This window comes from Streptomyces sp. NRRL WC-3605, assembly GCF_001509795.1.
Taxonomy (GTDB): Bacteria; Actinomycetota; Actinomycetes; order Streptomycetales; family Streptomycetaceae; genus Streptomyces; species Streptomyces viridochromogenes.
On the sequence record NZ_LLZN01000079.1, the window covers coordinates 168014 to 190349 of the forward strand.

General features: G+C 72.9%; 22 protein-coding genes. 7 read left to right on the forward strand and 15 right to left on the reverse strand.

Annotation, left to right across the window (positions count from 1 at the left end; all coding sequences use genetic code 11):
• Positions 1–17: 17 nt before the first annotated feature.
• Together ADL34_RS26865 and ADL34_RS26870 are read left to right on the forward strand one after the other, a co-directional pair.
• Positions 18–821: an FMN-binding protein gene (locus tag ADL34_RS26865; RefSeq protein WP_062671954.1), complete on the forward strand. Its 804-nt coding sequence runs from the start codon at positions 18–20 to the stop codon at positions 819–821.
• A gap of 55 nt (positions 822–876) precedes the next feature.
• Positions 877–1614 carry an FAD:protein FMN transferase gene (locus ADL34_RS26870; RefSeq protein ID WP_062671955.1) on the forward strand — a complete coding sequence of 246 codons (738 nt, stop codon included), beginning with the start codon at positions 877–879 and terminating at the stop codon, positions 1612–1614.
• Between the two features lie 20 nt (positions 1615–1634).
• Here the strand turns inward: ADL34_RS26870 and ADL34_RS26875 are convergent, their stop codons facing one another.
• Genes ADL34_RS26875 through argC form a run of 5 tightly spaced genes read right to left on the reverse strand, consistent with a single transcriptional unit; the run spans position 1635 to position 6474 of the window.
• Positions 1635–2189 (reverse strand): arginine repressor, encoded by a 555-nt coding sequence (locus tag ADL34_RS26875; RefSeq protein ID WP_062671958.1) that lies wholly within the window; start codon positions 2187–2189, stop codon positions 1635–1637.
• Positions 2190–2196: 7 nt separating this feature from the next.
• Positions 2197–3393: an acetylornithine transaminase gene (locus ADL34_RS26880; protein ID WP_062671960.1), complete on the reverse strand. Its 1197-nt coding sequence runs from the start codon at positions 3391–3393 to the stop codon at positions 2197–2199.
• Positions 3390–4301 carry an acetylglutamate kinase gene (gene argB / locus ADL34_RS26885; protein WP_062671962.1) on the reverse strand — a complete coding sequence of 304 codons (912 nt, stop codon included), beginning with the start codon at positions 4299–4301 and terminating at the stop codon, positions 3390–3392. Before argB ends, ADL34_RS26880 begins: the two co-directional genes overlap by 4 nt.
• On the reverse strand, positions 4298–5449 hold the full coding sequence (gene argJ, locus ADL34_RS26890) for a bifunctional glutamate N-acetyltransferase/amino-acid acetyltransferase ArgJ (protein ID WP_062671963.1): 1152 nt from the start codon (positions 5447–5449) through the stop codon (positions 4298–4300). Before argJ ends, argB begins: the two co-directional genes overlap by 4 nt.
• Positions 5446–6474 (reverse strand): N-acetyl-gamma-glutamyl-phosphate reductase, encoded by a 1029-nt coding sequence (gene argC / locus ADL34_RS26895; protein WP_062671965.1) that lies wholly within the window; start codon positions 6472–6474, stop codon positions 5446–5448. The genes argJ and argC overlap by 4 nt, the downstream gene beginning before the upstream one ends.
• Before the next feature lie 161 nt (positions 6475–6635).
• Between argC and ADL34_RS26900 the strand changes: the two genes are divergently transcribed.
• Positions 6636–7079, forward strand: coding sequence for a DUF6314 family protein (locus ADL34_RS26900; protein WP_062671967.1), 444 nt, complete (start codon positions 6636–6638; stop codon positions 7077–7079).
• Here the strand turns inward: ADL34_RS26900 and ADL34_RS26905 are convergent.
• The 3 genes from ADL34_RS26905 to ADL34_RS26915 all read right to left on the reverse strand — a co-directional run bounded on the left by ADL34_RS26905 (position 7061) and on the right by ADL34_RS26915 (position 9737).
• On the reverse strand, positions 7061–7654 hold the full coding sequence (locus tag ADL34_RS26905; RefSeq protein ID WP_055622931.1) for a histidine phosphatase family protein: 594 nt from the start codon (positions 7652–7654) through the stop codon (positions 7061–7063). The two genes, ADL34_RS26900 and ADL34_RS26905, sit on opposite strands and share 19 nt — an antisense overlap.
• A 130-nt stretch (positions 7655–7784) precedes the next feature.
• Positions 7785–8219, reverse strand: coding sequence for a GNAT family N-acetyltransferase (locus ADL34_RS26910; protein WP_062671969.1), 435 nt, complete (start codon positions 8217–8219; stop codon positions 7785–7787).
• Positions 8220–8294: 75 nt separating this feature from the next.
• A complete protein-coding gene (locus tag ADL34_RS26915; RefSeq protein ID WP_062671971.1) occupies positions 8295–9737 on the reverse strand; it encodes a PLP-dependent aminotransferase family protein in 1443 nt (480 codons plus the stop codon).
• Here ADL34_RS26915 and ADL34_RS26920 point away from each other — a divergent pair.
• A complete protein-coding gene (locus ADL34_RS26920; protein WP_062671973.1) occupies positions 9736–10671 on the forward strand; it encodes a DMT family transporter in 936 nt (311 codons plus the stop codon). The genes ADL34_RS26915 and ADL34_RS26920 overlap by 2 nt on opposite strands.
• 95 nt (positions 10672–10766) lie before the next feature.
• On the forward strand, positions 10767–10967 hold the full coding sequence (locus ADL34_RS26925) for a DUF1918 domain-containing protein (RefSeq protein WP_062671975.1): 201 nt from the start codon (positions 10767–10769) through the stop codon (positions 10965–10967).
• Positions 10968–11054: 87 nt separating this feature from the next.
• On the opposite strand, the gene ADL34_RS26930 is transcribed toward ADL34_RS26925, so the two are convergent.
• Positions 11055–12317: a glycoside hydrolase family 10 protein gene (locus ADL34_RS26930; RefSeq protein WP_199835639.1), complete on the reverse strand. Its 1263-nt coding sequence runs from the start codon at positions 12315–12317 to the stop codon at positions 11055–11057.
• A 200-nt stretch (positions 12318–12517) separates the two neighbouring features.
• Here ADL34_RS26930 and ADL34_RS26935 point away from each other — a divergent pair, with 200 nt between their 5' ends.
• Together ADL34_RS26935 and ADL34_RS26940 are read left to right on the forward strand one after the other, a co-directional pair.
• Positions 12518–13390 (forward strand): 3-hydroxybutyryl-CoA dehydrogenase, encoded by an 873-nt coding sequence (locus tag ADL34_RS26935; RefSeq protein WP_062671977.1) that lies wholly within the window; start codon positions 12518–12520, stop codon positions 13388–13390.
• A gap of 285 nt (positions 13391–13675) precedes the next feature.
• Complete coding sequence (locus tag ADL34_RS26940; protein WP_062671979.1) at positions 13676–13933, forward strand: hypothetical protein; 258 nt, start codon at positions 13676–13678, stop codon at positions 13931–13933.
• 8 nt (positions 13934–13941) lie between these two features.
• Here ADL34_RS26940 and ADL34_RS26945 read toward each other — a convergent pair whose 3' ends face one another.
• The 6 genes from ADL34_RS26945 to ADL34_RS26970 form a co-directional block, all read right to left on the reverse strand.
• On the reverse strand, positions 13942–14517 hold the full coding sequence (locus tag ADL34_RS26945) for an NUDIX hydrolase (protein ID WP_079034368.1): 576 nt from the start codon (positions 14515–14517) through the stop codon (positions 13942–13944).
• Positions 14518–14594: 77 nt separating this feature from the next.
• Positions 14595–15935, reverse strand: coding sequence for a hypothetical protein (locus tag ADL34_RS26950; RefSeq protein ID WP_062671982.1), 1341 nt, complete (start codon positions 15933–15935; stop codon positions 14595–14597).
• A gap of 258 nt (positions 15936–16193) precedes the next feature.
• Positions 16194–17234, reverse strand: a complete 1041-nt coding sequence (locus ADL34_RS26955) for a PP2C family protein-serine/threonine phosphatase (protein WP_062672000.1) — start codon at positions 17232–17234, stop codon at positions 16194–16196.
• A 190-nt stretch (positions 17235–17424) separates the two neighbouring features.
• The gene (gene pheT, locus ADL34_RS26960) at positions 17425–19938 is read right to left on the reverse strand and encodes a phenylalanine--tRNA ligase subunit beta (RefSeq protein WP_062671984.1); all 2514 of its coding nucleotides are present in this window, start codon (positions 19936–19938) and stop codon (positions 17425–17427) included.
• Positions 19938–21059, reverse strand: coding sequence for a phenylalanine--tRNA ligase subunit alpha (pheS, locus tag ADL34_RS26965; RefSeq protein ID WP_062671986.1), 1122 nt, complete (start codon positions 21057–21059; stop codon positions 19938–19940). The genes pheT and pheS overlap by 1 nt, the downstream gene beginning before the upstream one ends.
• Positions 21060–21205: 146 nt before the next feature.
• A complete protein-coding gene (locus tag ADL34_RS26970; protein ID WP_062671988.1) occupies positions 21206–22330 on the reverse strand; it encodes a sensor histidine kinase in 1125 nt (374 codons plus the stop codon).
• Positions 22331–22336: the final 6 nt, after the last annotated feature.

Sequence of the window (22336 nt, forward strand, 5' to 3'; positions counted from 1 at the left end):
AGGAGCTGTGGAAAGCCATGAGGAAGAGCCACCCCATCCGGCGTTTCGTGCTGGCCGGTGCGGCCACCGTGTCGGGGATCGTGCTGCTGCTGTCGCTGAAGCCGGCGACCGACCCGGCGTCCGCCCAGGCGGCCGGCGGCGCGGCGCCCCCGGTCGCGGCCTCGCCGCAGGGCGGCGCGCAGGCCGCCGGGTCGGGCACGGTCACCGGTGACGCGGCGCGCACCCAGTACGGCGCGGTCCAGGTCCGGCTGACCGTGGCCGGCGGAAAGATCACGAAGGCGGAGGCCGTCCAGGCTCCCAAGGGCGGCCAGAGCGACCAGGTCACCGCGAACGCGGTGCCGAAGCTCAACCAGGCGGCGGTCGCGACGCAGAGCGCCGACATCGACGCCGTGTCCGGGGCGACGTACACCAGCGCCGGGTACAAGCAGTCCCTCCAGTCGGCCATCGACAAGGCCAACGCCGCCGCGGGCGCCGGGCAGGGCTCGGGCTCGCAGGGCTCCGGCGGGCAGGGGCCGGGCGAGCAGGGGTCGGGCTCGGGCGCCGCGCAGGCCCGTACCGTGACCGGGGCCGTGTCCCAGACGCAGTACGGGCCGGTCCAGGTCCGTGTCACGGTCAGCGGCGGGAAGATCACCAAGGCGGAGGCCGTGAAGGCGCCGAGCGGCGGGCAGAGCACCACCGTCACCGCCAACGCGGTGCCGAAGCTCAACCAGGCGGCCGTGGCGGCCGGCAGCGCCGACATCGACGCGGTGTCCGGGGCGACCTACACCAGCGCCGGGTACAAGGAGTCCCTGCAGTCGGCCCTGGACCAGGCCGGTGGCTGACACGGTGGTGGAACCGACACCAGCTCCCGCCGCGGTACGTCGTGCGGAGGAGGTCATGGGGACGGTCGTCTCCTTCGACGTCCGCGGCGGGGATCCCGACACCGTCCGGTCGGCCCTGGACGAGGCGGTGGCCGGGCTGCACCGGGTGGACGAGGTGTTCAGCACGTACCGCGACGACAGCCAGGTGTCCCGGCTGGCGCGCGGGGAGATCACGCTGGACGCCTGCGACCCGGAGGTGGCCGAGGTGCTCGAACTCGGCGCCGAGGCGCAGCGGTTGAGCGACGGCTGGTTCAGCACGTCGTACGCGGGGAGCGTGGACCCGACGGGCATCGTCAAGGGCTGGTCGGTCGAGCGCGCGGCGCGGAGTCTCGCCGGGGTCCCCGGGGTGACCGGTGTGAGCGTGAACGGCGGCGGCGATGTGCAGCTGCTCGGCCTGCCGGGGCCCCGCCCGTGGCGGGTGGGTGTGGCCGATCCGCTGCGTCCCGGGGGGCTCGCCGCGGTGGTCTCCGCGGCCGGCCTGGACGAGCTGGCGGTGGCCACCTCCGGCACGGCCGAGCGCGGCGCCCATATCGTCGACCCGCGCACGGGCCGCTCGGCGGTCACGGACCTGGTGGCCGTGACGGTGACGGCTCCTCGGCTGACCTGGGCGGACTGCTGGGCGACGGCGGCCTTCGCCATGGGGTCGCGGGAGGGCCTGGCCTGGCTGGAGTCGCTGCCGGACGTGGAGGCGCTGCTGATCACCGCGGGCGACGAGGTGCGCTGCACGGGCGGGCTGGCGGCCCGCCTGGGCTGAGGGGGCTTCCGGCCCCCGGCTCAGTGGGTGTTCTGGGCCAGCCGCAGGAAGTGGTCGGCGAGCGCCTGGCCGCCCGTGGGGTTGCGGCTGATCAGCATCAGGGTGTCGTCGCCGGCGATCGTGCCGAGGATGTCGTGCAGTTCGGCCTGGTCGATGGCCGAGGCCAGGAACTGGGCCGCCCCCGGAGGGGTGCGCAGGACCACGAGGTTCGCCGAGGCCTCCGCGGAGATCAGCAGCTCCTGCGAGAGCCGCCGCATCCGCTCCTCCTTGGCGGACTCCCCGAGCGGGGCGCGGGGCGTGCGGAAGCCGCCCTCGCTGGGCACCGCGTAGATGAGGTCGCCGTCGTTGTTGCGGATCTTGACCGCGTTCAGCTCGTCGAGGTCGCGGGAGAGCGTCGCCTGGGTGACGCTCAGCCCGTCGTCGGCGAGCAGCTTCGCCAGCTGACTCTGCGACCGCACCGGCTGCCGGTTGAGAATGTCCACGATCCGGCGGTGACGTGCGGTGCGGGTCTGCGGCACGGCGGGCCCGTGGGCCCCGTTCGCCCCGTTGTGCCCGTGGTCCTGCGCCTGGCTCATCGTCGTCTCATTCTCCGGATCCGTCCCCTGCGGCCACGTCCAGGATGCCGGGCAGGCCCTGAAGAAGCGCCTCCACTTCGTCGTCCCCCAGGTTCAGAGGCGGCATCAGCCGTACGACATCGGGGGCGGGCGCGTTCACCAGGAGACCGGCATCCTGGGCCGCCTGCTGCACACCGGCGGCGTGCGGCCCGGTGAGCACGATACCCAGGAGCAGTCCCGCGCCCCGGACATGGTCGATCATCGGGTGGCCGAGGGCCTCGACGCCGTCGCGCAGTTTCTCGCTCTGCCGCTTGACGTTCTCCAGCAGCCCTTCCCCCGCGATGGTGTCCAGGACGGCGAGGCCCGCGGCGCAGGCGACCGGGTTGCCGCCGAAGGTCGTGCCGTGGTGACCGGGCCGGAGCAGGTCCGCGGCCCGTCCGAAGGCGACGGTGGCACCGAGCGGCAGTCCGCCGCCGAGCTGCTTGGCGAGGGTGACGACGTCCGGGAGGACGCCCTCGTGGGCCTGGTAGGCGAACCAGTGGCCGGTGCGGCCGATGCCGGTCTGCACCTCGTCGAGGACGAGCAGCGCGCCCGTGGCGGCCGTGATGGCCCGCGCGGCCTTCAGATACCCCGGCGGCGGGACGACGACGCCGTTCTCGCCCTGGATGGGCTCGATGATCACGAGTGCCGTCTCGTCGGTGACGGCGGCGGCCAGGGCCTGCGCGTCGCCGTAGGGGACATGGGTGACGTCGCCGGGCAGCGGCAGGAAGGGGTCGCGCTTGCCGGGCTGGCCGGTCAGCGCGAGGGCGCCCATGGTGCGGCCGTGGAAGCCGCCGTCGGTGGCGACGACATGGGTGCGGCCGGTGAGCCGGCCCAGCTTGAACGCGGCCTCGTTGGCCTCGGCGCCGGAGTTGCAGAAGAAGACCCTGCCGTCCCGGCCGAAGAGCTGGAGCAGCCGTTCGGCGAGGGCGACGGTGGGCTCGGCCATGAAGAAGTTGGAGATGTGGCCGAGGGAGGCGATCTGCCGGCTGACTGCCTCGACGATCGCCGGGTGGGCGTGGCCGAGCGCGTTGGTGGCGATGCCGCCGACGAAGTCGAGGTATCGCGTGCCCTCGGCGTCCCAGACCTTCAGGCCCTCGCCGCGCACCAGGGGGAGCCGCGGGGTGCCGTAGTTGTTCATGAGCGAACCCTGCCACCGCTGGGCGTACTCCTGGTTGGCGGTCACTGCGCGTCCCCCTCCGGCCCGTCCGGCACGACCATCGTGCCGATTCCCTCATCGGTGAAGATCTCCAGCAGGATCGAGTGCTGGACCCGGCCGTCGATGACGCGGGCGGTGGTGACGCCGTTGCGTACGGCGTGCAGGCAGCCCTCCATCTTCGGCACCATGCCCGAGCTCAGTTCTGGCAGCAGTTTCTCCAGCTGGGATGCGGTGAGGCGGCTGATCACCTCGTCGCTGTCCGGCCAGTCCTCGTAGAGGCCCTCGACGTCCGTGAGGACCATGAGAGTCTCCGCTCCCAGCGCAGCCGCGAGTGCCGCAGCCGCCGTATCAGCATTGACGTTGTAGACATGCCCGTCGTCCTGACTGCGGGCGATGGAGGAGACGACCGGGATGCGGCCGTCGGCGAGCAGGGCCTCGATCGCGCCCGTGTCGATCTCGGTGATCTCGCCCACCCGCCCGATGTCGACCGGTTCGCCGTCGATCTCGGGCTGGTGCTTGGTGGCGGTGATGGTGTGCGCGTCCTCGCCGGTCAGACCGACGGCGAGCGGACCGTGCTGGTTGAGCAGGTTGACCAGCTCGCGCTGGACCTGCCCGGCGAGCACCATCCGTACGACGTCCATGGCGTCCTCGGTGGTGACGCGCAGGCCGGCCTTGAACTCGCTGACGATGCCGTGCCTGTCGAGGGCGGCGCTGATCTGCGGGCCGCCGCCGTGCACGACGACCGGCTTGAGCCCGGCGTGGTGCAGGAACACGACGTCCTGGGCGAACGCGGCCTTCAGGTCCTCGTCGACCATGGCGTTGCCGCCGAACTTGATGACGACCGTCCTGCCGTTGTGGCGGACGAGCCAGGGCAGCGCCTCGATGAGGATCTGGGCCTTGGGGAGCGCGGTGTGCTTCCGCGTCGTGTTGCTCATGACGAGTACGCGCTGTTCTCGTGGACGTAGTCCGCGGTGAGGTCGTTGGTCCAGATCGTGGCGGTCTCGGAGCCGGCCGCGAGGTCGGCGACGATGTGCACCTCGCGGTAGCGCATGTCGACCTTCTCCCGGTCCTCGCCGACGCCGCCGTTCTTGCAGACCCAGACGCCGTTGATGGCGACGTTGAGCCGGTCCGGCTCGAAGGCGGCCTTCGTGGTGCCGATCGCGGACAGCACCCGGCCCCAGTTGGGGTCCTCGCCGTGGACGGCGCACTTCAGGAGGTTGTTGCGGGCGATGGTGCGGCCCACCTCGACGGCGTCGTCCTCCGTCGCGGCGTTGACCACCTCGATCCTGATGTCCTTGCTGGCGCCCTCGGCGTCGCGGATGAGCTGCTGCCCGAGGTCGTCGCAGACCTGCCGGACCGCCTCGGCGAACTCCTCGTGGGCCGGGGTGACGCCGGACGCACCGGAGGAGAGCAGCAGCACGGTGTCGTTGGTGGACATGCAGCCGTCGGAGTCGACCCGGTCGAAGGTGACCCGGGTCGCGTCCCGCAGCGCCTTGTCCAGCGCCGCGTCGTCGAGGTCGGCGTCCGTGGTGAGGACGACCAGCATGGTGGCGAGGCCGGGGGCGAGCATGCCGGCGCCCTTGGCCATGCCGCCGACGGTCCAGCCCTCCTTCGTGACCACGGACGTCTTGTGGACGGTGTCGGTGGTCTTGATGGCGATGGCGGCCTTCTCGCCGCCGTGCTCGGAAAGCTGCCCGGCGGCGGTCTCGATGCCGGGGAGCAGCTTGTCCATGGGCAGCAGGACGCCGATCAGGCCGGTCGAGCACACGGCGATCTCGATGGCGCCCCGGCCGAGCACCTCGGCGGCCTTCTCGGCGGTGGCGTGGGTGTCCTGGAAGCCCTTGGGTCCGGTGCAGGCGTTGGCACCGCCGGAGTTGAGGACGACGGCCGACACCTGGCCGCCCTTGAGGACCTGCTCGGACCACAGCACGGGTGCGGCCTTGACGCGGTTGGAGGTGAACACGCCCGCGGCGGCTCGGCGGGGCCCGGTGTTGACCACGAGGGCCAGGTCCGGGTTGCCGTTCTCCTTGATCCCGGCGGCGATGCCCGCCGCCGTGAATCCCTTGGCTGCCGTCACACTCACGGCGCGACTCCGATCGTGGAAAGCCCGGTGCTCTCGTCGAGCCCCAGGGCGATGTTCATGCTCTGGACGGCACCGCCCGCGGTGCCCTTGGTGAGGTTGTCGATGGCGCTGATCGCGAGGACGCGGCCCGCGGCGGCGTCGTACGCGACCTGCACCTGGACGGCGTTCGAGCCGTACACCGACGCGGTGGCGGGCCACTGCCCCTCGGGGAGGAGGTGGACGAACGGCTCGTCGGCGAACGCCTTCTCGTACGCGGCGCGCACCGCCCCGGCGCCCACGCCGTCCTTGGCGCGGGCGCTGCACGTGGCGAGGATGCCGCGGGGCATCGGCGCGAGGGTCGGCGTGAAGGAGACGGAGACCCGCTCCCCCGCGGCCGCGCTGAGGTTCTGGATCATCTCGGGGGTGTGCCGGTGCCCGCCGCCGACGCCGTACGGCGTCATGGAGCCCATGACCTCGCTGCCCAGCAGGTGGGGCTTGGGCGCCTTGCCGGCACCGGACGTGCCGGACGCGGCGACGATCACGGCCTCCGGTTCGGCGAGGCCGGCCTCGTAGGCGGGGAAGAGGGCCAGCGAGACGGCGGTCGGGTAGCAGCCGGGGACCGCGATACGCCGGGACCCTTCCAGCGCGGCGCGGCCGCCCGGCAGCTCGGGCAGGCCGTACGGCCAGGTCCCGGCGTGCGGGGAGCCGTAGAACCGCTCCCAGTCGCCGGCGTCCTTCAGCCGGAAGTCGGCACCCATGTCGACCACCAGAACGTCGGGGCCGAGCTGCTCGGCGACGGCGGCGGACTGTCCGTGCGGCAGGGCGAGGAAGACGACGTCGTGCCCGGCCAGCGCCTCGGGCGTGGTGGGGGCCAGCACCCGGTCGGCGAGCGGCAGCAGATGCGGCTGGAGGGACCCGAGCCGTTGTCCCGCGTTGCTGTTGCCGGTCAGGACGCCGATCTCGACCTCGGGGTGCGCCAGGAGCAGGCGCAGCAGTTCCCCGCCCGCGTATCCGCTCGCTCCGGCCACTGCCGCACGTACCGCCATGGATGCCTCCTCCTCGATGGCATGACTATACGTATCGCCGCAGTTTTATGCAATCGCGTTCCTCGGGACGGCTTCCGGGCGGCAGGATGGGGAGGACGACGAGCATCCACGGGTCCCGCGGACCCCGAGGTGCCTGGAGAGCGCCGGGAGAGAGGGCAGGGATGGGCGAGTTCTGGCCGGTGCCGGAGGTGCTGGCCTATCTGGCCGGCGAGTGGCGGGTGGCGCGTTCCGTGCGCGACCTCGCGAGCGGCGACGAGGGCGCCTTCACCGGTACGACGGCTTTCGGTCCGCTGGAGGACGGCGGGCTGCTGCACCACGAGTCCGGCGAGTTCGTGTGGCGCGGGGTGGCCCGGCCGGCGGAGCGCACCCTGCGGTTCCTGCCGGGTGCCGTGCCCGGCACGGCCGACGTGCGGTTCGCGGACGGTCGCCCGTTCCACGACCTCGACCTGCGCGACGGCCGCCACATCGCCGACCACCCGTGCTCGGCGGACCTCTACCGGGGCGACTTCACGGTCCGGGACGCGGAGAACTGGCGGACCGTGTGGCGGGTGCGCGGCCCGGCCAAGGACCTGGTCCTCACCACGGACTACGCGCGCGTGGTCTGAGCCGAGGTGCCCTCCAGGCGCAGGTTCCAGCGGCCGGCGTGCCCGATGACCGTGGTCGCCGACAGCGGTCTGACATCGATGTTCCAGTACGTCGACGGCGGCGCCTTCAGGGCGTAGACCAGCGCGGCACGGATCACGGACGGCTCGGCCACCGCGACGATCCGGTCGCCGTCCTCCACGGGCCGGGTGTCGAGCCAGCCGCCGACCCGGGAGATGAAGGCGATCAGCGACTCGCCGCCGTGCGGGGTGCCGCGCGGGTCGGCGAGCCAGGCGTCCACCGCGTCGGGCTCCCGGGCCATCGCCTCGCCCAGCGTGAGCCCGCGCCAGCGGCCCATGTCGCAGTCCCGCAGGGCCAGCTGGACCAGCGGGGCGTAGCCGAGGGCGTCGCCGGTGGCACGGCTGCGCGGGGTGGGCGAGCAGTAGCGCAGGTCGGCTGCCGCCAGCGGCAGCAGGTCGCGGGCGACGTGTTGCACCTCGTCCCAGCCGGCCTGGTCCAGCGGCCGGTCGTCCTGGAAGCGCTCGGCGAGCAGCGACGAGCTGCGCGCGGCGGCGACGAACGTGACCCGAAGCGACATGCGGTGATGGTGTGACGGGAAGGTGACCAGGTCAAGAGGGACCGTTCCCATGTCACCGACGGTGGACGCACCCTCACAGCGCGGTCGGGACCAGGCGGGTGGATCCTCCCAAAACGGGCCGCACGGCCCGTTACAGGTACAGCGCCATCCAGTGGCCCGGGGTCTCCAGCGCGGCGAACCCGAGCTTCGCGTACACCCCGTGGGCGTCGTGCGTGGCAAGGAGGATCCGCCGGACGCCGTACGGGCGCAGATGCTCGCGCACCGCCCCGACGAGGGCCGTCCCGATGCCCTTGCCGCGTACCGACGGGTCGACGTAGACGTCGCAGAGCCAGGCGAAGGTGGCCCGGTCGGTGACGACCCGGGCGTACGCGGCCTGCTCCCCCGACGCCGTGTCGTACACCGCGAAGTTCAGCGACCCGTCGATCGCCTCCTCCTGCTTCTCCCGGGCCCGTCCGAGCGCCCAGTAGGCGTCGGTGGACAGCCAGCGGTGCACCCGCTCGCGGTCGAGGCGTGCGGCGTCGGTGGAGATCTCGTAGCCCTCGGCGAGGGGCGGGGTGTCGGTCATGCGCCGAGATTCGCAGGGCCCGGCAGGCGCCGTCGAGCGTTTTTCACCAGGTGGGACCGATCGGCACCGCAGCGGTCACAGCGCCTCGTCGCAGGCGGCCCGCAGACGCCGTACGCCCTCCGTGATCTCCCCCGCCCCCGCCACGGCCGCGAAGCTCAACCGGATGTGCGGGGCCGGGGGTTCGGCGCTGAAGTAGGGGCGGCCGGGTGTGATCGCGACTCCGGCGCGCAGGGCGGCCGTGGTCAGGGCCGTCTCGTCGGTGCCGTCGGGCAGGCGCAGCCACAGGTGGTAGCCGCCGGAGGGGATGTGCGGGAGGACGAGTTCGGGCAGGGACAGCCGCAGGGCGGCGGTCATGGTGTCCCGGCGCGCCCTCAGTTCCGCTGCGACGGCCCGCAGATGCCGGGGCCAGGCGGGCGAGCCGACCAGTTCCACCGCCGCCTCCTGCAACGGCCGCGGCACGAAGAAGCTGTCGACGACCTGGATCGCGCGCAACCGCTCCAGCACCGGGCCCCGGGCGGCGAGGGCGCTCACCCTGAAGCTCGGCGAGGTCGCCTTGGTCAGCGAGCACACGTGCACGACGACGCCGTCGGTGTCGTCGGCGGCCAGCGGACGCGGCAGCGGCCCGGCGTCCTCGTGCACCAGCCGCCGTACGAAGTCGTCCTCGACGACGAAGGCGCCGGCCTCGCGGGCGATGCGCAGCACCTCGCGGCGCCGCTCGGGCGCGAGCAGGGCGCCGGTCGGGTTCTGGAACAGGGGCTGGCACACGAACACCCGGGCGCCGGTGGCCCGGAAGGCGTCCGCGAGCAGGGCGGGCCGTACGCCGTCCGCGTCGACCGGCACCGGGACCGGGCGCAGTCCGGCGGCGCGGGCGATCGCCAGCATGCCCGGGTAGGTGGGCGACTCGACCAGGACCGGGGCCCCGGGGGGCGCGAGGGCCTTCAGCGCCGTCGTCAGGGCGGACTGGCCGCCGGCGGTGATCAGCACCTCGGCGGCCGTGACCGGGCCGCCCGGTCCGCCGATGCCGCGCGCGAACCACTCGCGCAGCTCCGGCAGGCCCTCCATGGGCGGGCGTCCCCAGGCGCCGGGCCGACGTCCGGCGCGGGACAGCGCGGCGGCCATCGCGCGTTCGGGCTGGAGCGAGGGGTGCAGATAACCGCCGTTGAACTCGATGACGCCGTGCGAGGGGGCGGCCAGCGAGACCAGCACCCCCGAGGCGTCCACCGAGCGCGGCACGAGTTCGGTGGCGCTGTCCGCGCTGAGCGTCACCTCCTGCCAGGAGGTGTCCCCGGTGGCGGCGGCCGGTCCGGGCCGCTCGGCGCGGAAGGCGCCGGCGCCGGGCCGGGTGACGACGAGCCCCTCGGCCGCCAGCTGGGCCAGGGCCCGGGAGACGGTCACCGGGCTCACCCGGAATCGCTCGACGAGGGCCCTGCTCGACGGCAGCTTTCCACCAGGAGAGTAGCGGTCCAACTCTCGTCGCAACTGATTCGCCAGCTCTCCCACGCTGCTACGCTCTTGCATGAGGACCGAGAATAGCGCTACCGCGCCGAGCCCGATAGCAGTCAGCAGCTCCGCCGACCCGGCCGCTCCGGCCACCCCGGCCGTCCGCGGCACGCTCCAGGCCGGCCTCGGGGTCGCCGCCTTCTCCCTGACCTTTCCCGCCACCGTCTGGGGTCTGGAGGGGTTCGGTCCGTGGTCGCTGGTGGCCGTGCGCAGTGTGCTGGCCGCGCTGATCGCGGGCGGCTGTCTGCTGGCGCTGCGCGTGCCGCTCCCCGCCCGCCGGGACTGGGCGGCTCTCGCGGTGGTCGCGGCGGGCGTCGTCCTCGGCTTTCCGCTGCTCACCACGCTCGCGCTCCAGTCCTCCACCACCGCGCACGCCGCCGTGGTCGTCGGTCTGCTGCCGCTGACGACGGCCCTGTTCTCCGCGCTGCGGGTCGGCACCCGCCCGTCGCGGACCTTCTGGCTGGCGGCGCTCGCGGGCGCCGCCGCCGTGGTCGCCTTCACCGTCCAGCAGAGCGGCGGCGCCCTGACCACGGCCGACCTGTACCTGTTCGCGGCGCTGCTGGTGTGCGCGGCCGGCTACACCGAGGGCGGCCGGCTGGCCCGGACCATGCCGGGCTGGCAGGTGATCGGCTGGGCGCTGGTGCTGTGCCTGCCGCTGGGTCTGCCCGCCGCCGCGGTGGCGCTGGCGCACGAGCCCGTCCACTGGACCTGGCACGGCGTGACGGGGCTGGTGTGGGTGGCGGCCGGGTCGCAGTTCCTCGGCCTGGTCGTCTGGTACCGGGGCATGGCCGCCATCGGCATCCCGAAGGCCAGCCAGTTGCAGCTGGCGCAGCCCCTGCTCACACTGGTGTGGTCGGTGCTCCTGCTGGGCGAGCACCTGACGGTGGCCGCCCCCCTCACGGCCGTGGCGGTGCTCGTCTGCATCGCCGTGACCCAGCGGGCACGTGGCTGAGCGGGTCCGTTCCGGCCCGCCTCCCGCTCCCGCCTGGCGCCGTGGACTCAAGGCCACGGACCGCTGCTCCGGCATCTGCTGAGGAGGCCCAACCTATGCGCGCAACCGTGGGCGACCAGCTTGTCCAGCACGGCAGGGTGGTCGGACAGCACGACAAGGTCGGCGAGATCGTGGAGATCCTGGGCCCGGAGGGCAATCCTCCGTACCGCGTCCGCTTCGAGGACGGGCACGAGGGACTGTGCTCCCCCGGCCCCGACACCGAGATCCGCCACCGTCACCAGGAGATGTCCCACTGACCGTGTGCGCCGGCCCGGCGCCAGTGCCGTGACCGGAAAGGTTCACCGGCTCGCGGCGCCCGGCACGGCACCAGCCGGCCGGGCCGGTCACACCGGGGGCGGCACGCGCTGCCCGTAGTGGTCCGCGACCACACGGGAGACGGCCCCGATCGGGTCCGCCGCCACCTCCTCGGCGGCGAAGAAGACATGGCCGCGCACCTGCGCGTGCTTCTTGGCGAGCGTCAGATGCCGTGACAGCTCCGCCGGGTCCCGCCAGGCGGCGGGCTGCGCCGGGTCACCCGCCTTGTACAGCGCCTCCCCCAGGTACAGCCGCGTCCGGCTGCCCTTCGCCACCGCGGCCCACCACGGCACGAGCTTCGCGTAGTCGGCGGCGGCCAGGCCGATGTTCCAGTACAGCTGCGGGCAGATGTAGTCGATCCAGCCCTCGCGCACCCAGGTGCGGGTGTCCGCGTGCAGGTCGTCGTACGTCTGCACCCCGGCGCGGGTGTCCGAGCCGCGGGAGTCGGTGGCGGCGTTGCGCCACACCCCGAACGGGCTGACGCCGAACTGGGTGGCGGGCCTGATCCGTTTGACGGCCGCTGCCATCTCCCGGATCAGCCTGTCGATGTTGTCCCGCCGCCACGCCGCCCGGACCGGGAAGGCGCCGCCGTGCGCGTCGTAGGCGTCGTCGTCGTCGAAGGACTGCCCGGCGACCGGGTACGGGTAGAAGTAGTCGTCGAAGTGGACCGCGTCGACCGCGTACCGCTCGACGGCGTCGAGCATCGCCCGCTGCACGAACGCCCGGACGTCCGGGAGCCCGGGGTTGTAGTAGAGGCGGCCGCCGTACGGCACCACCCAGTCGGGGTTCTTGCGGGCGGGGTGGGAGGCGACGAGCCGGCCGAGGTCGCCGTGGTTGGCGATGCGGTACGGGTTGAACCAGGCGTGCAGCTGGAGTCCGCGCTTGTGGGCCTCGGTGACGGCCGTGCCCAGCGGGTCCCAGCCGGGGTCGCGGCCCTGGGTGCCGGTGAGAACCTGCGACCAGGGCTCGTGCGGCGACGGCCACAGCGCGTCCGCCGTGGGGCGCACCTGGAAGATCACCGTGTTGAGCCGGCGCTTCACGGCCGTGTCCAGGTGGGCGAGGAGTTCGGTGCGCTGCTGCCGGGCGCTCAGGCCCTGCCGGGAGGGCCAGTCGCGGTTGGCCACGGTCGCCAGCCACATCCCGCGCATCTCCCGGGCCGCGTGGCGTCGGTCACGGTCGGTGCCGCCCGCGACGGCGGTCCCCGCCGTCAGGGCACCGCCCGACGCCACGAGTGCCGACAGGGCGGTGACGGTGAACGCCCGTCGTGACAGCGGTGACTTCCGGTGCAGCATCGTCTTCGTACCTCCCGTGGTGACGCGGTCAAGGACCCCCGTTCCAGGACAGATCCGGACGAACAGGACCGGTCCGGCGTCAGCCTTTCATGAGGCACCCGAACGATCGATCAAGCTGCGCCGAAGGTAACGTGCCCTTTTGGAGCAGGCGCCGAACCACGGCGGACCTGCCGCAGTCGTGGATCAGCGAAGGGGACGATGTGACCGGCATCTCCGGAGATATTGCACGCGTAGGTGTCGTGGGCTGCGGCCAGATGGGGGCGGGCATCGCCGAGGTCTGCGCCCGCTCCGGGCTGGACGTGAAGGTCGCCGAGACCACCGGCGAGGCCCTGGAGATCGGCCGCACCCGGCTGCTCAACTCCCTGGCCAAGGCCGCCGAACGCGGCAAGATCAGCGAGGAGGAGAGGGACGCGACCGTGGCGCGGCTGTCCTTCACCACCGACCTGGGCGAGTTCGCCGACCGGGACCTGGTGATCGAGGCCGTCGTCGAGAACGAGCAGGTGAAGACGGAGATCTTTCAGGTGCTCGACCAGGTCGTGACCCGGCCGGACGCGATCCTCGCCTCCAACACCTCCTCGATCCCGCTGGTGAAGCTGGCCGTCGCCACCTCGCGCCCGGACCAGGTCATCGGTGTCCACTTCTTCAATCCGGCGCCGGTGCAGAAGCTGGTCGAGCTGATTCCCGCGCTCACCACCTCCGAGGGCACGATCGCCCGCGCGCAGAACTTCGCCGAGAAGCTGCTCGGTAAGCACGCCATCCGCGCCCAGGACCGCTCGGGCTTCGTGGTGAACGCCCTCCTCATCCCGTATCTGCTCTCCGCGATCCGGATGTTCGAGACCGGCATCGCCAGCCGTGAGGACATCGACAACGGCATGGAGATGGGCTGCGCCCACCCGATGGGCCCGCTGAAGCTGTCCGACCTGATCGGTCTGGACACCGTCGCGTCCGTCGCGCAGAGCATGTACGAGGAGTACAAGGAGCCGCTGTACGCCGCTCCCCCGCTGCTGCAGCGGATGGTCGACGCGGGCCGGCTCGGCCGGAAGACCGGCTCGGGCTTCTACGCATACAACTGACGTCCCCCGACTGACGGATGCCGATGACCGGGTGCCGCCCGACGACCTCGGATCGACGGCCTCGGATTGACGGCCTCCGCTCCGACGGCTGATTACTGACCGTCAGATTCCGGCCAGACACGCGGGCCCGGCACCGGAAAAGGTGCCGGGCCCGCGCGCTTCGCACCCGGTGTGCGCGCCGGGCCCGCATATGCCGTTCGCACACGCTCCCCACGCGTCCACCAGGCGAGTTCACTTTGCTGCGCACGCCAGGGATGGAAGACGACTGCGGAAAGGAGCGGACACGTGACCGCCGATCCCGAGCATCCCGCCGTTCAGGGGGAACTCGCAGAGTTACGACGCCGGCTCGACGTCGCCTACGCCCGTGTGGAGGGCGGGCTGACTCTGCTGACGCACCGCACCGAGGAGAGCGCCAAGGAGCTGGACGAGCTCGGCTCCCGGATCACGACACTGGAACACGCGCGCTGGCCGCTGCCCGCGGTCGCCGCCCTCGTCGCCGTGGGCGCCCTGATCGTGGCCGTCTGGCAGGCCGTCGGGCACTAGAGCACGCCTCAGGGGGCGCGCCAGGGCAGGTCCGTGCGCCGGCCCAGGACGTCCTGCCCCAGCCGGAGATGGTGCAGCAGCAGTAACGCGGCCGCCATGTTGGCGGCCGGGACCTCCCCTCGGGCGACCATGTCGGGAACGAGCTTGAGGGGGACCCACTCCCGGCGGTCCGACTCGAAGTCGTCCACCGGATGCCCGACGTACTCGCCCTCCTCGGCCCAGTAGATGTGGTGCCGGGCGTCGGTGAGCCCGTTGGACGGCTCCACGCTCATCAGGTGGTGCAGGGGTCCCGGCCGCCAGCCGGTCTCCTCCTCCAGTTCGCGGGCGGCGGCGCCGGCGATGTCCTCGCCGTCCTCCACGACGCCCGCCGCGAGTTCCCACCCCCAGCTGTCGGTGATGAAACGGTGGCGCCACAGCAGGAGGACCTCGTTGGCCTCGTTGACCACGGTGGCCACGGCGACCGGCCGCAGCCGTATCAGGAAGTGGTCCAGGTGCCGGCCGTCGGGCAGCTCCACGTCTGCCAGGTTGACGGTGAACCAGCGGTTTTCATACACAGTTTGTTCGTTCTGTTTCGTCCACTGCACGGTTCTGCCACCTTCCGTCGAGTAAGTGGCAATATCGCAGCAGCGACCCGAAGTTGTGCCGGGAAGCGGTCGGAGGTCTAGAGCGGTACGCGCAGTGCCCCGTCGATGAGTGCCGCGGCCTCGGAGGTCCCCGCGCAGCCGCTGCGCACCAGGTGTTCGCGCACCGCCCGGAGTCTGTCGCGCAGCCGCTGCGACTCCATTCCGCGCGCCTGTTCGGCCATCTGCACCGCGATGGCCACGGCGTTGTCCGCGTTGCCCTGGCGCAGTTCGATCGTGCTGAGCATGGCGAGCCGGTGCACCCGGCCCCGGTCGTGCGCGGGGTTGTCCACGGCCGCCGCGGCGTGCTCGCGCGCGGCCGCAACCTCCCCGAGGCTCAGCAGGGCCTCCGCCACCTGCACGTTGACGAGGCCCGGCTGGACATAGCCCGTCTCGTCGGGTTCGTAGCCGCGCCGGATGCGTTCGGCGGCCTGCTCGGCACGCCGGATGCAGGACAACGCGCTCGTGCCGTCCCCGAGGTGGGCGTACGCCTTCGCCTGCATCGCGTACAGATCGGAGGCGAGCGCCGGGGTGATGTGCTTGCCGGCGGCCCGCAGCGCGGCCTCGGCGAAGGCCACCGCCTGGCGGAACTCCCGCATGAACAGCGCCTGGTTGACGAGCAGCGCGATCACATAGGCGCCGAGTCCCCGGTCCCCGCTGGCCTTCGCCAGCCGCAGCGCCTGGTGGAAGTAGCGCTGCGCCAGCCCGTGCGCGTCCGAGTCGTACGCGCAGATCCCCGCGATGGCCACCAGCCCGCCGGTCGCGCGGTGCAGCTGACGGCCCGTCGCGTCGGTGTAGCTGCCGCGCAGCAGCGGGGCGGCCTCCGCGTTGAGGAAGCCGACGATCCTGGTGCGCGTCGCCATGCCGCCCGCCTTGCGGTACATCTGCTCGTAGTGGGCGCGCGCGGACCGCAGCATCTCGATGTCGGCGGCGGTGACCCGGTGCCGGCCGCCGCGCGAGACGTCGACGTCCTCGGGCGGGTTCTCCCACTCCCACACCGGCATGACGGCGGGGGTGCCGGTGACCGCGGGGGCGCCCAGGATGTGGGGGCGCTGCTGCTCGTCGGAGCGCCACAGGGCGGTGGCCCGCTCGACGAAGCCGGACAGCGAGGTGGTGTGCGCGACCGACTGCTCGCCGGGCACGCCCAGCCCGATGTCGTCGAGCGTGACCGTCCGGCGCAGCCGTCCGGCGAGCACCTCGCAGATCAGGTCCGGGACCTGCCCACGCGGCCGCTGCCCCTTCAACCACCTTGCGACGGCCGTGTGTTCGTATCTCAGGGCGAGCCCGCGCGCCCGCCCCGCCTGGTTCACGTGTGCGGCCAGCCCCGCGTGCGAGATCCCCGCCTCGTCGAGGATCGCGTCGAGCAGAGTGTTGGGCTGCATGGATGCCCCCCGGGTGGCTCGGTGCCGACAGACTAGTGCGAACCGGTTCACACGGGGTGTGAACGGAGTGCGCGAATCCGTAGGGTGCGCGCGCTGTCGCGGAGAGTTTCCTACCGGTTGACTGAAATGCCTCGCAAGAGGCCGGCCGGGCCGCCGGCTCCCCCTCATACAGTGCGGCGGCCCGCTTCCGCGCCGTCCGCCCGGCTGCCTGCCCGACACTCCGTGGCGGGGCGGACGGCGCCGCCGACGCCGAGCGGGTCAGGTGGCGGCCGGCCGTGTGCCGGGGACGGAGCCCTCCGCGTCGGAGACCCCTGCCCCGAGCGGGCCGCAGGTCACGCGCGCCCGGTCGTTGCGCAGGACGACGAGGGCCACGTCGTCCGCCGGGCGGCCCCGGGTGTGCCGCAGGAGCGCGGAGAAGAGGAGGCGCAGCGTGGTCTCGGGAGCGGCCGGGAGACGGCTCGCCAGTCCGGTCAGGGTCGCGTGGAGCGGAAAGAACCGGCCGGCGGCGTCCCGTGCGTCCTCGACACCGTCCGTGTACAGGACGAGGACGTCGCCCGGCGGGAACGCGCCGCACCGCACGGGCACCAGGTCGCCCGGGAGCGGGAACGGGCCCACCGGAGGGAGCGGGTCGGCCCGAGCCAAGGGCTCGACGCGGCCGTCGCCCAGCAGGAAGGGCCAGGGGTGCCCGCAGTTGAGCGCGCTGAGCTCGCCGTCCGGGCGGATCTCCAGGAGCAGCGCGGTGACGAAGTCCTCGCCGGGCTCGTCGTGGGCCCGCTCGGCCAGGTGCCGGGCCAGGGCGCGGTCGAGTCTGCGCAGCACCCCGCCGAGGTCGGGCTCGTCGTGGGCGGCCTCGCGGAAGCTGCCGAGGACGGCCGCCACCGTGCCCAGGGCGCCGATGCCATGACCGCGGACGTCCCCGATGAGCACGCGTACGCCGTGTTCGGTTGCGGCGACCTCGTACAGGTCGCCGCCGACCCGGGCGCCCCGGTCGGCGGACAGCTGGCCGGCGGCGATCCGCACCCCGGCGACGCGGGCGGGCGGCGGGCGCAGCAGCACGCTCTGCGCGGCACCGGCGACCCTCCGGGCCCGCCGCAGCTCCCGCAGCAGGGTGCGCCGGGTGTGCAGGAGGAGGCCGGCGCCCACGGCGAGGAGGACGGCGCCGGAGACGACGCGGGCGCACAGTCCTTCGCGTTGCGCGAGCGGACAGGCCAGTTCGTAGGTGAGCACCGTGGCGCCCCAGGCCGCGGGGAGCCCGACGGCCGGCGCTGTGCGGGGAACCCGAGCCTTGATGCGGAACATGCGCATGGCCCCCCAGGAAAGGCCCTGACGACGCAGAATCGGACCGGCCTCGAAAGGCCGGTCCGATTCTGTCGGCAGATGCCCCGGAACGACGAGATCGCCCGGGGAAGTCACCCCATCGAGTGAGGTGACCCCCTGACGTCCACGGGGGGACGCAAGGGAGTCACCCGGCGGTGGGGCGAAACAGGCCCTAGCCCCGCAGCACCGCTCCGGTGCGCTCGCCCGCGAGGGCCACCGCGGCGTCCCGCGCGGCCGACGCCTCGTCCACCGTCAGCGTCCGGTCACCCGCGCGGAAGCGCAGGGCGTACGCCAGCGACTTCTTGCCGTCGCCGAGCTGCTCCTCGTTCTCGTACACGTCGAACAGCCGGATGCCCTCCAGCAGTTCGCCGGCCCCCTCGCGCAGCGCGGCCTCGACCTCGGCGGCCGGGACCGGCTTGTCGACGACCAGGGCGACGTCCTGCGTGGCGACGGGGAACGTCGAGATGGCGGGCGCCTGGGGCGTGTCGTCGCCGACCTGCTCCAGCGCGTCCAGGTCCAGCTCCATCGCGCAGGTGCGCGCGGGCAGACCGAGTGCCTTCAGGACCCGCGGGTGCAGTTCACCGGCGTGACCGATGACCCGCTCCGTCCCGTCCGCGGTGATCACCAGGGCGGCGCAGCGGCCCGGGTGCCACGGTCCGTACTGGCCGGCGCGGACCGTCAGCGCGGCCCCCGCCTCACGGGCGACGAGGCGCGCGGCCTCGACGGCGTCGGCCCATCCGGCGGGACGCCCGGCGCCCCACCAGCCGGCCTGCTCGCGGGCACCGGCGAGGACGACGGCCACGTGGCGGGGCTGCTCGGGCAGCACGGCGTCCAGCGCGGCCAGTTCCTCGTCGGTCGGGCGCCGGTCCACGGGCAGGTGGCCGGCGGCGGCCCGCCCGTCGCGGGGCTGGAAGACCAGGCCGGTCTCGAACAGCGCGAGGTCGTGCGTACCGCGTCCGTCGTTGCGCCGCAGCGCGGCGAGCAGGCCCGGCAGCAGCGACGTGCGCAGCGCGGGCTCCTCGTCGTTGAGCGGGTTGACCAGCTTGACGACGCGGCGGGCCGGGTCGTCGGCCTCCAGGCCGAGCTGGTCGAAGACGTGCTCGCTGACGAACGGGTAGTTCGGCGCCTCGACGTAGCCGGCTCCGGCCAGCGCGCGGCCGACCCGGCGGTGCAGCCGCTGGCGGGCCGTCAGACCGCGGCCGGACGGCGGCTTCGGCAGGGTGGAGGGCAGGTTCTCGTAGCCCTCCAGCCGGATGACCTCCTCGGCGAGGTCGTTCGGCTCCAGCAGGTCGGGACGCCAGGACGGCACGGTGACGATCAGCTCGTCCTGCCCGTACACGTCGCAGCCGATCTGCTGCAGCCGGCGCACGACGGTCTCCCGGCCGTACTCGACGCCCGCGACCTTGTCGGGGTGGTCGGCGGGGGCCGTGATGGTGTGCGGCGCCGACGGCGTGACGACCTCGGTGACACCGGCCTCGGCGGTGCCGCCCGCGAGCAGCACCAGCAGGTCGACGGTGCGCTGCGCGGCGGCCGCGGCGGCGGCCGGGTCGACGCCGCGCTCGAAGCGCCGGGACGCCTCGGAGGACAGCTTGTGCCGGCGGGCCGTCCGGGCGATCGACACCTGGTCGAAGTGGGCGGCCTCGATGACGATCTCGGTGGAGGCGGTCTCCACGTCGTCGTGATCGGCGATCTCGGTGTTGGCGCCGCCCATCACGCCGGCGAGGCCGATGGGGCCGCGCTCGTCGGTGATGACCAGGTCCTCGGAGTGGAGCGTGCGCTCGACGCCGTCGAGGGTGACGAGCTTCTCGCCCTCCTCGGCCCGGCGGACACCGATGGCGCCCTGGACGCGGCTCCGGTCGTAGGCGTGCAGCGGCTGGCCGAGCTCCATCATCACGTAGTTGGTGATGTCGACGGCGAGCGAGATCGGGCGCATGCCGACCTTCTGCAGCCGGCGCTGGAGCCAGATCGGCGAGCGCGCCTCGGGGCTCACACCGGTCACGGTGCGGGCGGTGAAGCGGTCGCAGCCGAGCGGGTCCGCGACCTGCACCGGGTAGCCGAAGGCGTTCGGGCCGGGCACGTCGAGCAGCGCGGGGTCGCGCAGCGGCAGGCCGTAGGCGATGGCGGTCTCGCGGGCGACGCCGCGGATGGACAGGCAGTCGCCGCGGTTGGCGGTGACGGCGATGTCCAGGACCTCGTCGACCAGTTCGAGCAGCTCGATGGCGTCCTTGCCGACCTCGGTCTCCGGGGGCAGCACGATGATGCCCTTGGTGCCGTCGTCGCCCATGCCCAGCTCGTCGCTGGAGCAGATCATGCCGTGGGACGTCTTGCCGTAGGTCTTGCGGGCGCTGATGGAGAAGCCGCCGGGCAGGGTGGCGCCGGGCAGGACCACGACGACCTTGTCGCCGACGGCGAAGTTCCGGGCGCCGCAGACGATCTCCTGGGGCTCGCCCGTGCCGTTGGCCTGGCCGACGTCGACGGTGCAGAAGCGGATCGGCTTCTTGAAGCCCTCCAGCTCCTCGATGGTCAGCACCTGACCGACGACCAGCGGACCCTTGAGGTCGGCGCCGAGCTGTTCGACGGTCTCGACCTCGAGGCCGGCCGAAATGAGCTTGGCCTGCACGTCGCGGCCGGTCTCGGTGGCCGGCAGGTCGACGTACTCCCGCAGCCAAGAAAGCGGGACCCGCATCAGATCTCCATCCCGAACGGCCGGGTGAACCGGACGTCACCCTCGACCATGTCTCGCATGTCCTCGACGTTGTGGCGGAACATCAGCATCCGCTCGATGCCGAACCCGAAGGCGAAGCCGCTGTACTTCTCCGGGTCGACGCCGCAGGCGGTGAGCACCCGCGGGTTGACCATGCCGCAGCCGCCGAGCTCGATCCAGCCCTCGGACGAGCAGGTGCGGCAGGGCCGGTCGGGGTTGCCGACGGACGCGCCCTTGCAGACGTAGCAGAGCATGTCCATCTCGGCGCTGGGCTCGGTGAAGGGGAAGAAGTTCGGCCGCAGCCGGGTCTTCATGCCCTCGCCGAACAGCGACTGGACCATGTGGTCCAGGGTGCCCTTGAGGTCCGACATGGTCAGGCCCTCGTCCACGGCGAGCAGCTCGACCTGGTGGAAGACGGGGGTGTGCGTGGCGTCCAGCTCGTCGGTGCGGTACACGCGGCCGGGGCAGATCACGTACACCGGCAGCTCGCGCTCCAGCAGCGAGCGGATCTGCACGGGCGAGGTGTGGGTGCGCAGCACCACGCCCGAGTCGGCGCCGCCGTCGGGGCCCTCCACGAAGAACGTGTCGGCCTCGCCGCGGGCCGGGTGGTCCGGGCCGATGTTCAGGGCGTCGAAGTTGAACCACTCGGCCTCGACCTGCGGGCCCTCGGCGACCTCGTAGCCCATGGCCACGAAGATGTCCTCGATGCGCTCCGACAGGGTGGTGAGCGGGTGGCGGGCGCCGGCCGGCACGCGGTCGTGGGGCAGCGTGACGTCCACGGCCTCCTCGACCAGCACGCGCTGGTCGCGCTCGGCCTCCAGCTCGGCCTGGCGGGCGGCGAGCGCCTTGTTCACCGCGCCGCGGGCCTGGCCCACGCGCTTGCCGGCGTCGGCCTTGGCGTGCGGGGGCAGGGCGCCGATCTCGCGGTTGGCGAGGGCCAGCGGGGAGGCGCCGCCCATGTGGGCGGTCTTGGCCTCCTGGAGCGCGTCGAGGGAGTCCGCGGCGGCGAAGGCGGCGAGCGCCTCGTCCCGCATGCGCTCGATCTCTTCTGGTTTCAGTGCCTCGACCTCGACAGGGTCGTACGACTTGTTCGGTGCCGACATCTCTTCCCGTGCTTCCGGTTGGCTGGCGGATGGCCCCGTACCGACTCGCGGACAACTCGTCTCGGTCATGGGGACACAAAGGTGCCAAAGGCCGAGTCTAACGGGGTTGAGGTGAGCGAATGCGCCCGTGGGGGCCGGTCCGGCTCTCAGGTGAGGTACGCCGGTGCCGCCACGGGCAACGTAAATCGGAACAGTGCGCCGCCCCCGGGGGCGCGCCCGACCGTGATGGTGCCGCCGTGGGCTTCGACGATGCCCTTGACGATGTAGAGCCCGAGGCCGGTGCCGCCGCGCTTGCTGCCCCGCCAGAAGCGGGTGAAGACGCGGTTCATGGACTCCTCCGGAATGCCGGGGCCTTCGTCGCTCACGGTGACCGACGTGCCGGTGTCCTCTCCCTCGCGGGGGGACGGCGAGGCCGTGACGTCAATGGTGACCGTTCCGTCGCCGTGCCGCACGGCATTTTCGATGAGGTTGCTGAGCACCTGGTCGATCTTGTCGGGGTCGGCCCACAGGGCGGGCAGCGGCTGCTCGACGCGGAGCAGGAACCGGTCGGCGGGCTGCCCGGCGGCGACGTACGCCTGGATGTGCCGGCCGACGGCCGCGCCGATGTCGACGGGCTGGCGGCGCACCTCGAGGCGGCCGCTGTCGATCCGGGAGATGTCGAGCAGTTCGGCGATGAGCCGGGTCACCCGGTCGGCGTCGGCGTCGACGGTCTCCAGCATCAGCCGCTTCTGGTCGTCGGTGAAGCGTTCCCACTTGGCGAGCAGGGTCGCGGTGAAGCCCTTGACGGAGGTGAGCGGCGAGCGCAGCTCGTGTGCGACGGTCGCGATCAGCTCGGCGTGGCTGCGTTCGGTACGGCGGCGGGCCTCGGTGTCGCGCAGCGAGACGACGACCCGGCGGACGGGCCCGGCCGGCTCGGCGCGGACGTAGCGGGCGGCGACCAGCACCTCGCGGCCGCCGGGCAGCAGCAGATTGCGCTCGGGCTGCCGGCTGCGGATGGCGAGGCCGCCGTAGGGGTCGGTCAGCTGCCACCAGCGCCGGCCCTCCAGGTCCTCCAGCGGCAGCGCCGTCTCCAGGCGCTGTCCGAGGGCGGTGGCGGCCGGGACGGCGGTGATGCGTTCCGCGGCGGCGTTGAAGCAGATCACGTGCCCGTGCTCGTCGGCGACGACGAGGCCGTCGGGCAGGTCGTCGGGGTCGACGCCGGGGCCGGCGGCGTCCTCGGCAGGCGGCCGCACCCGTTGTGCCCCCGGTGCGCTGCTCGTGCCGACACTCATCCCCGT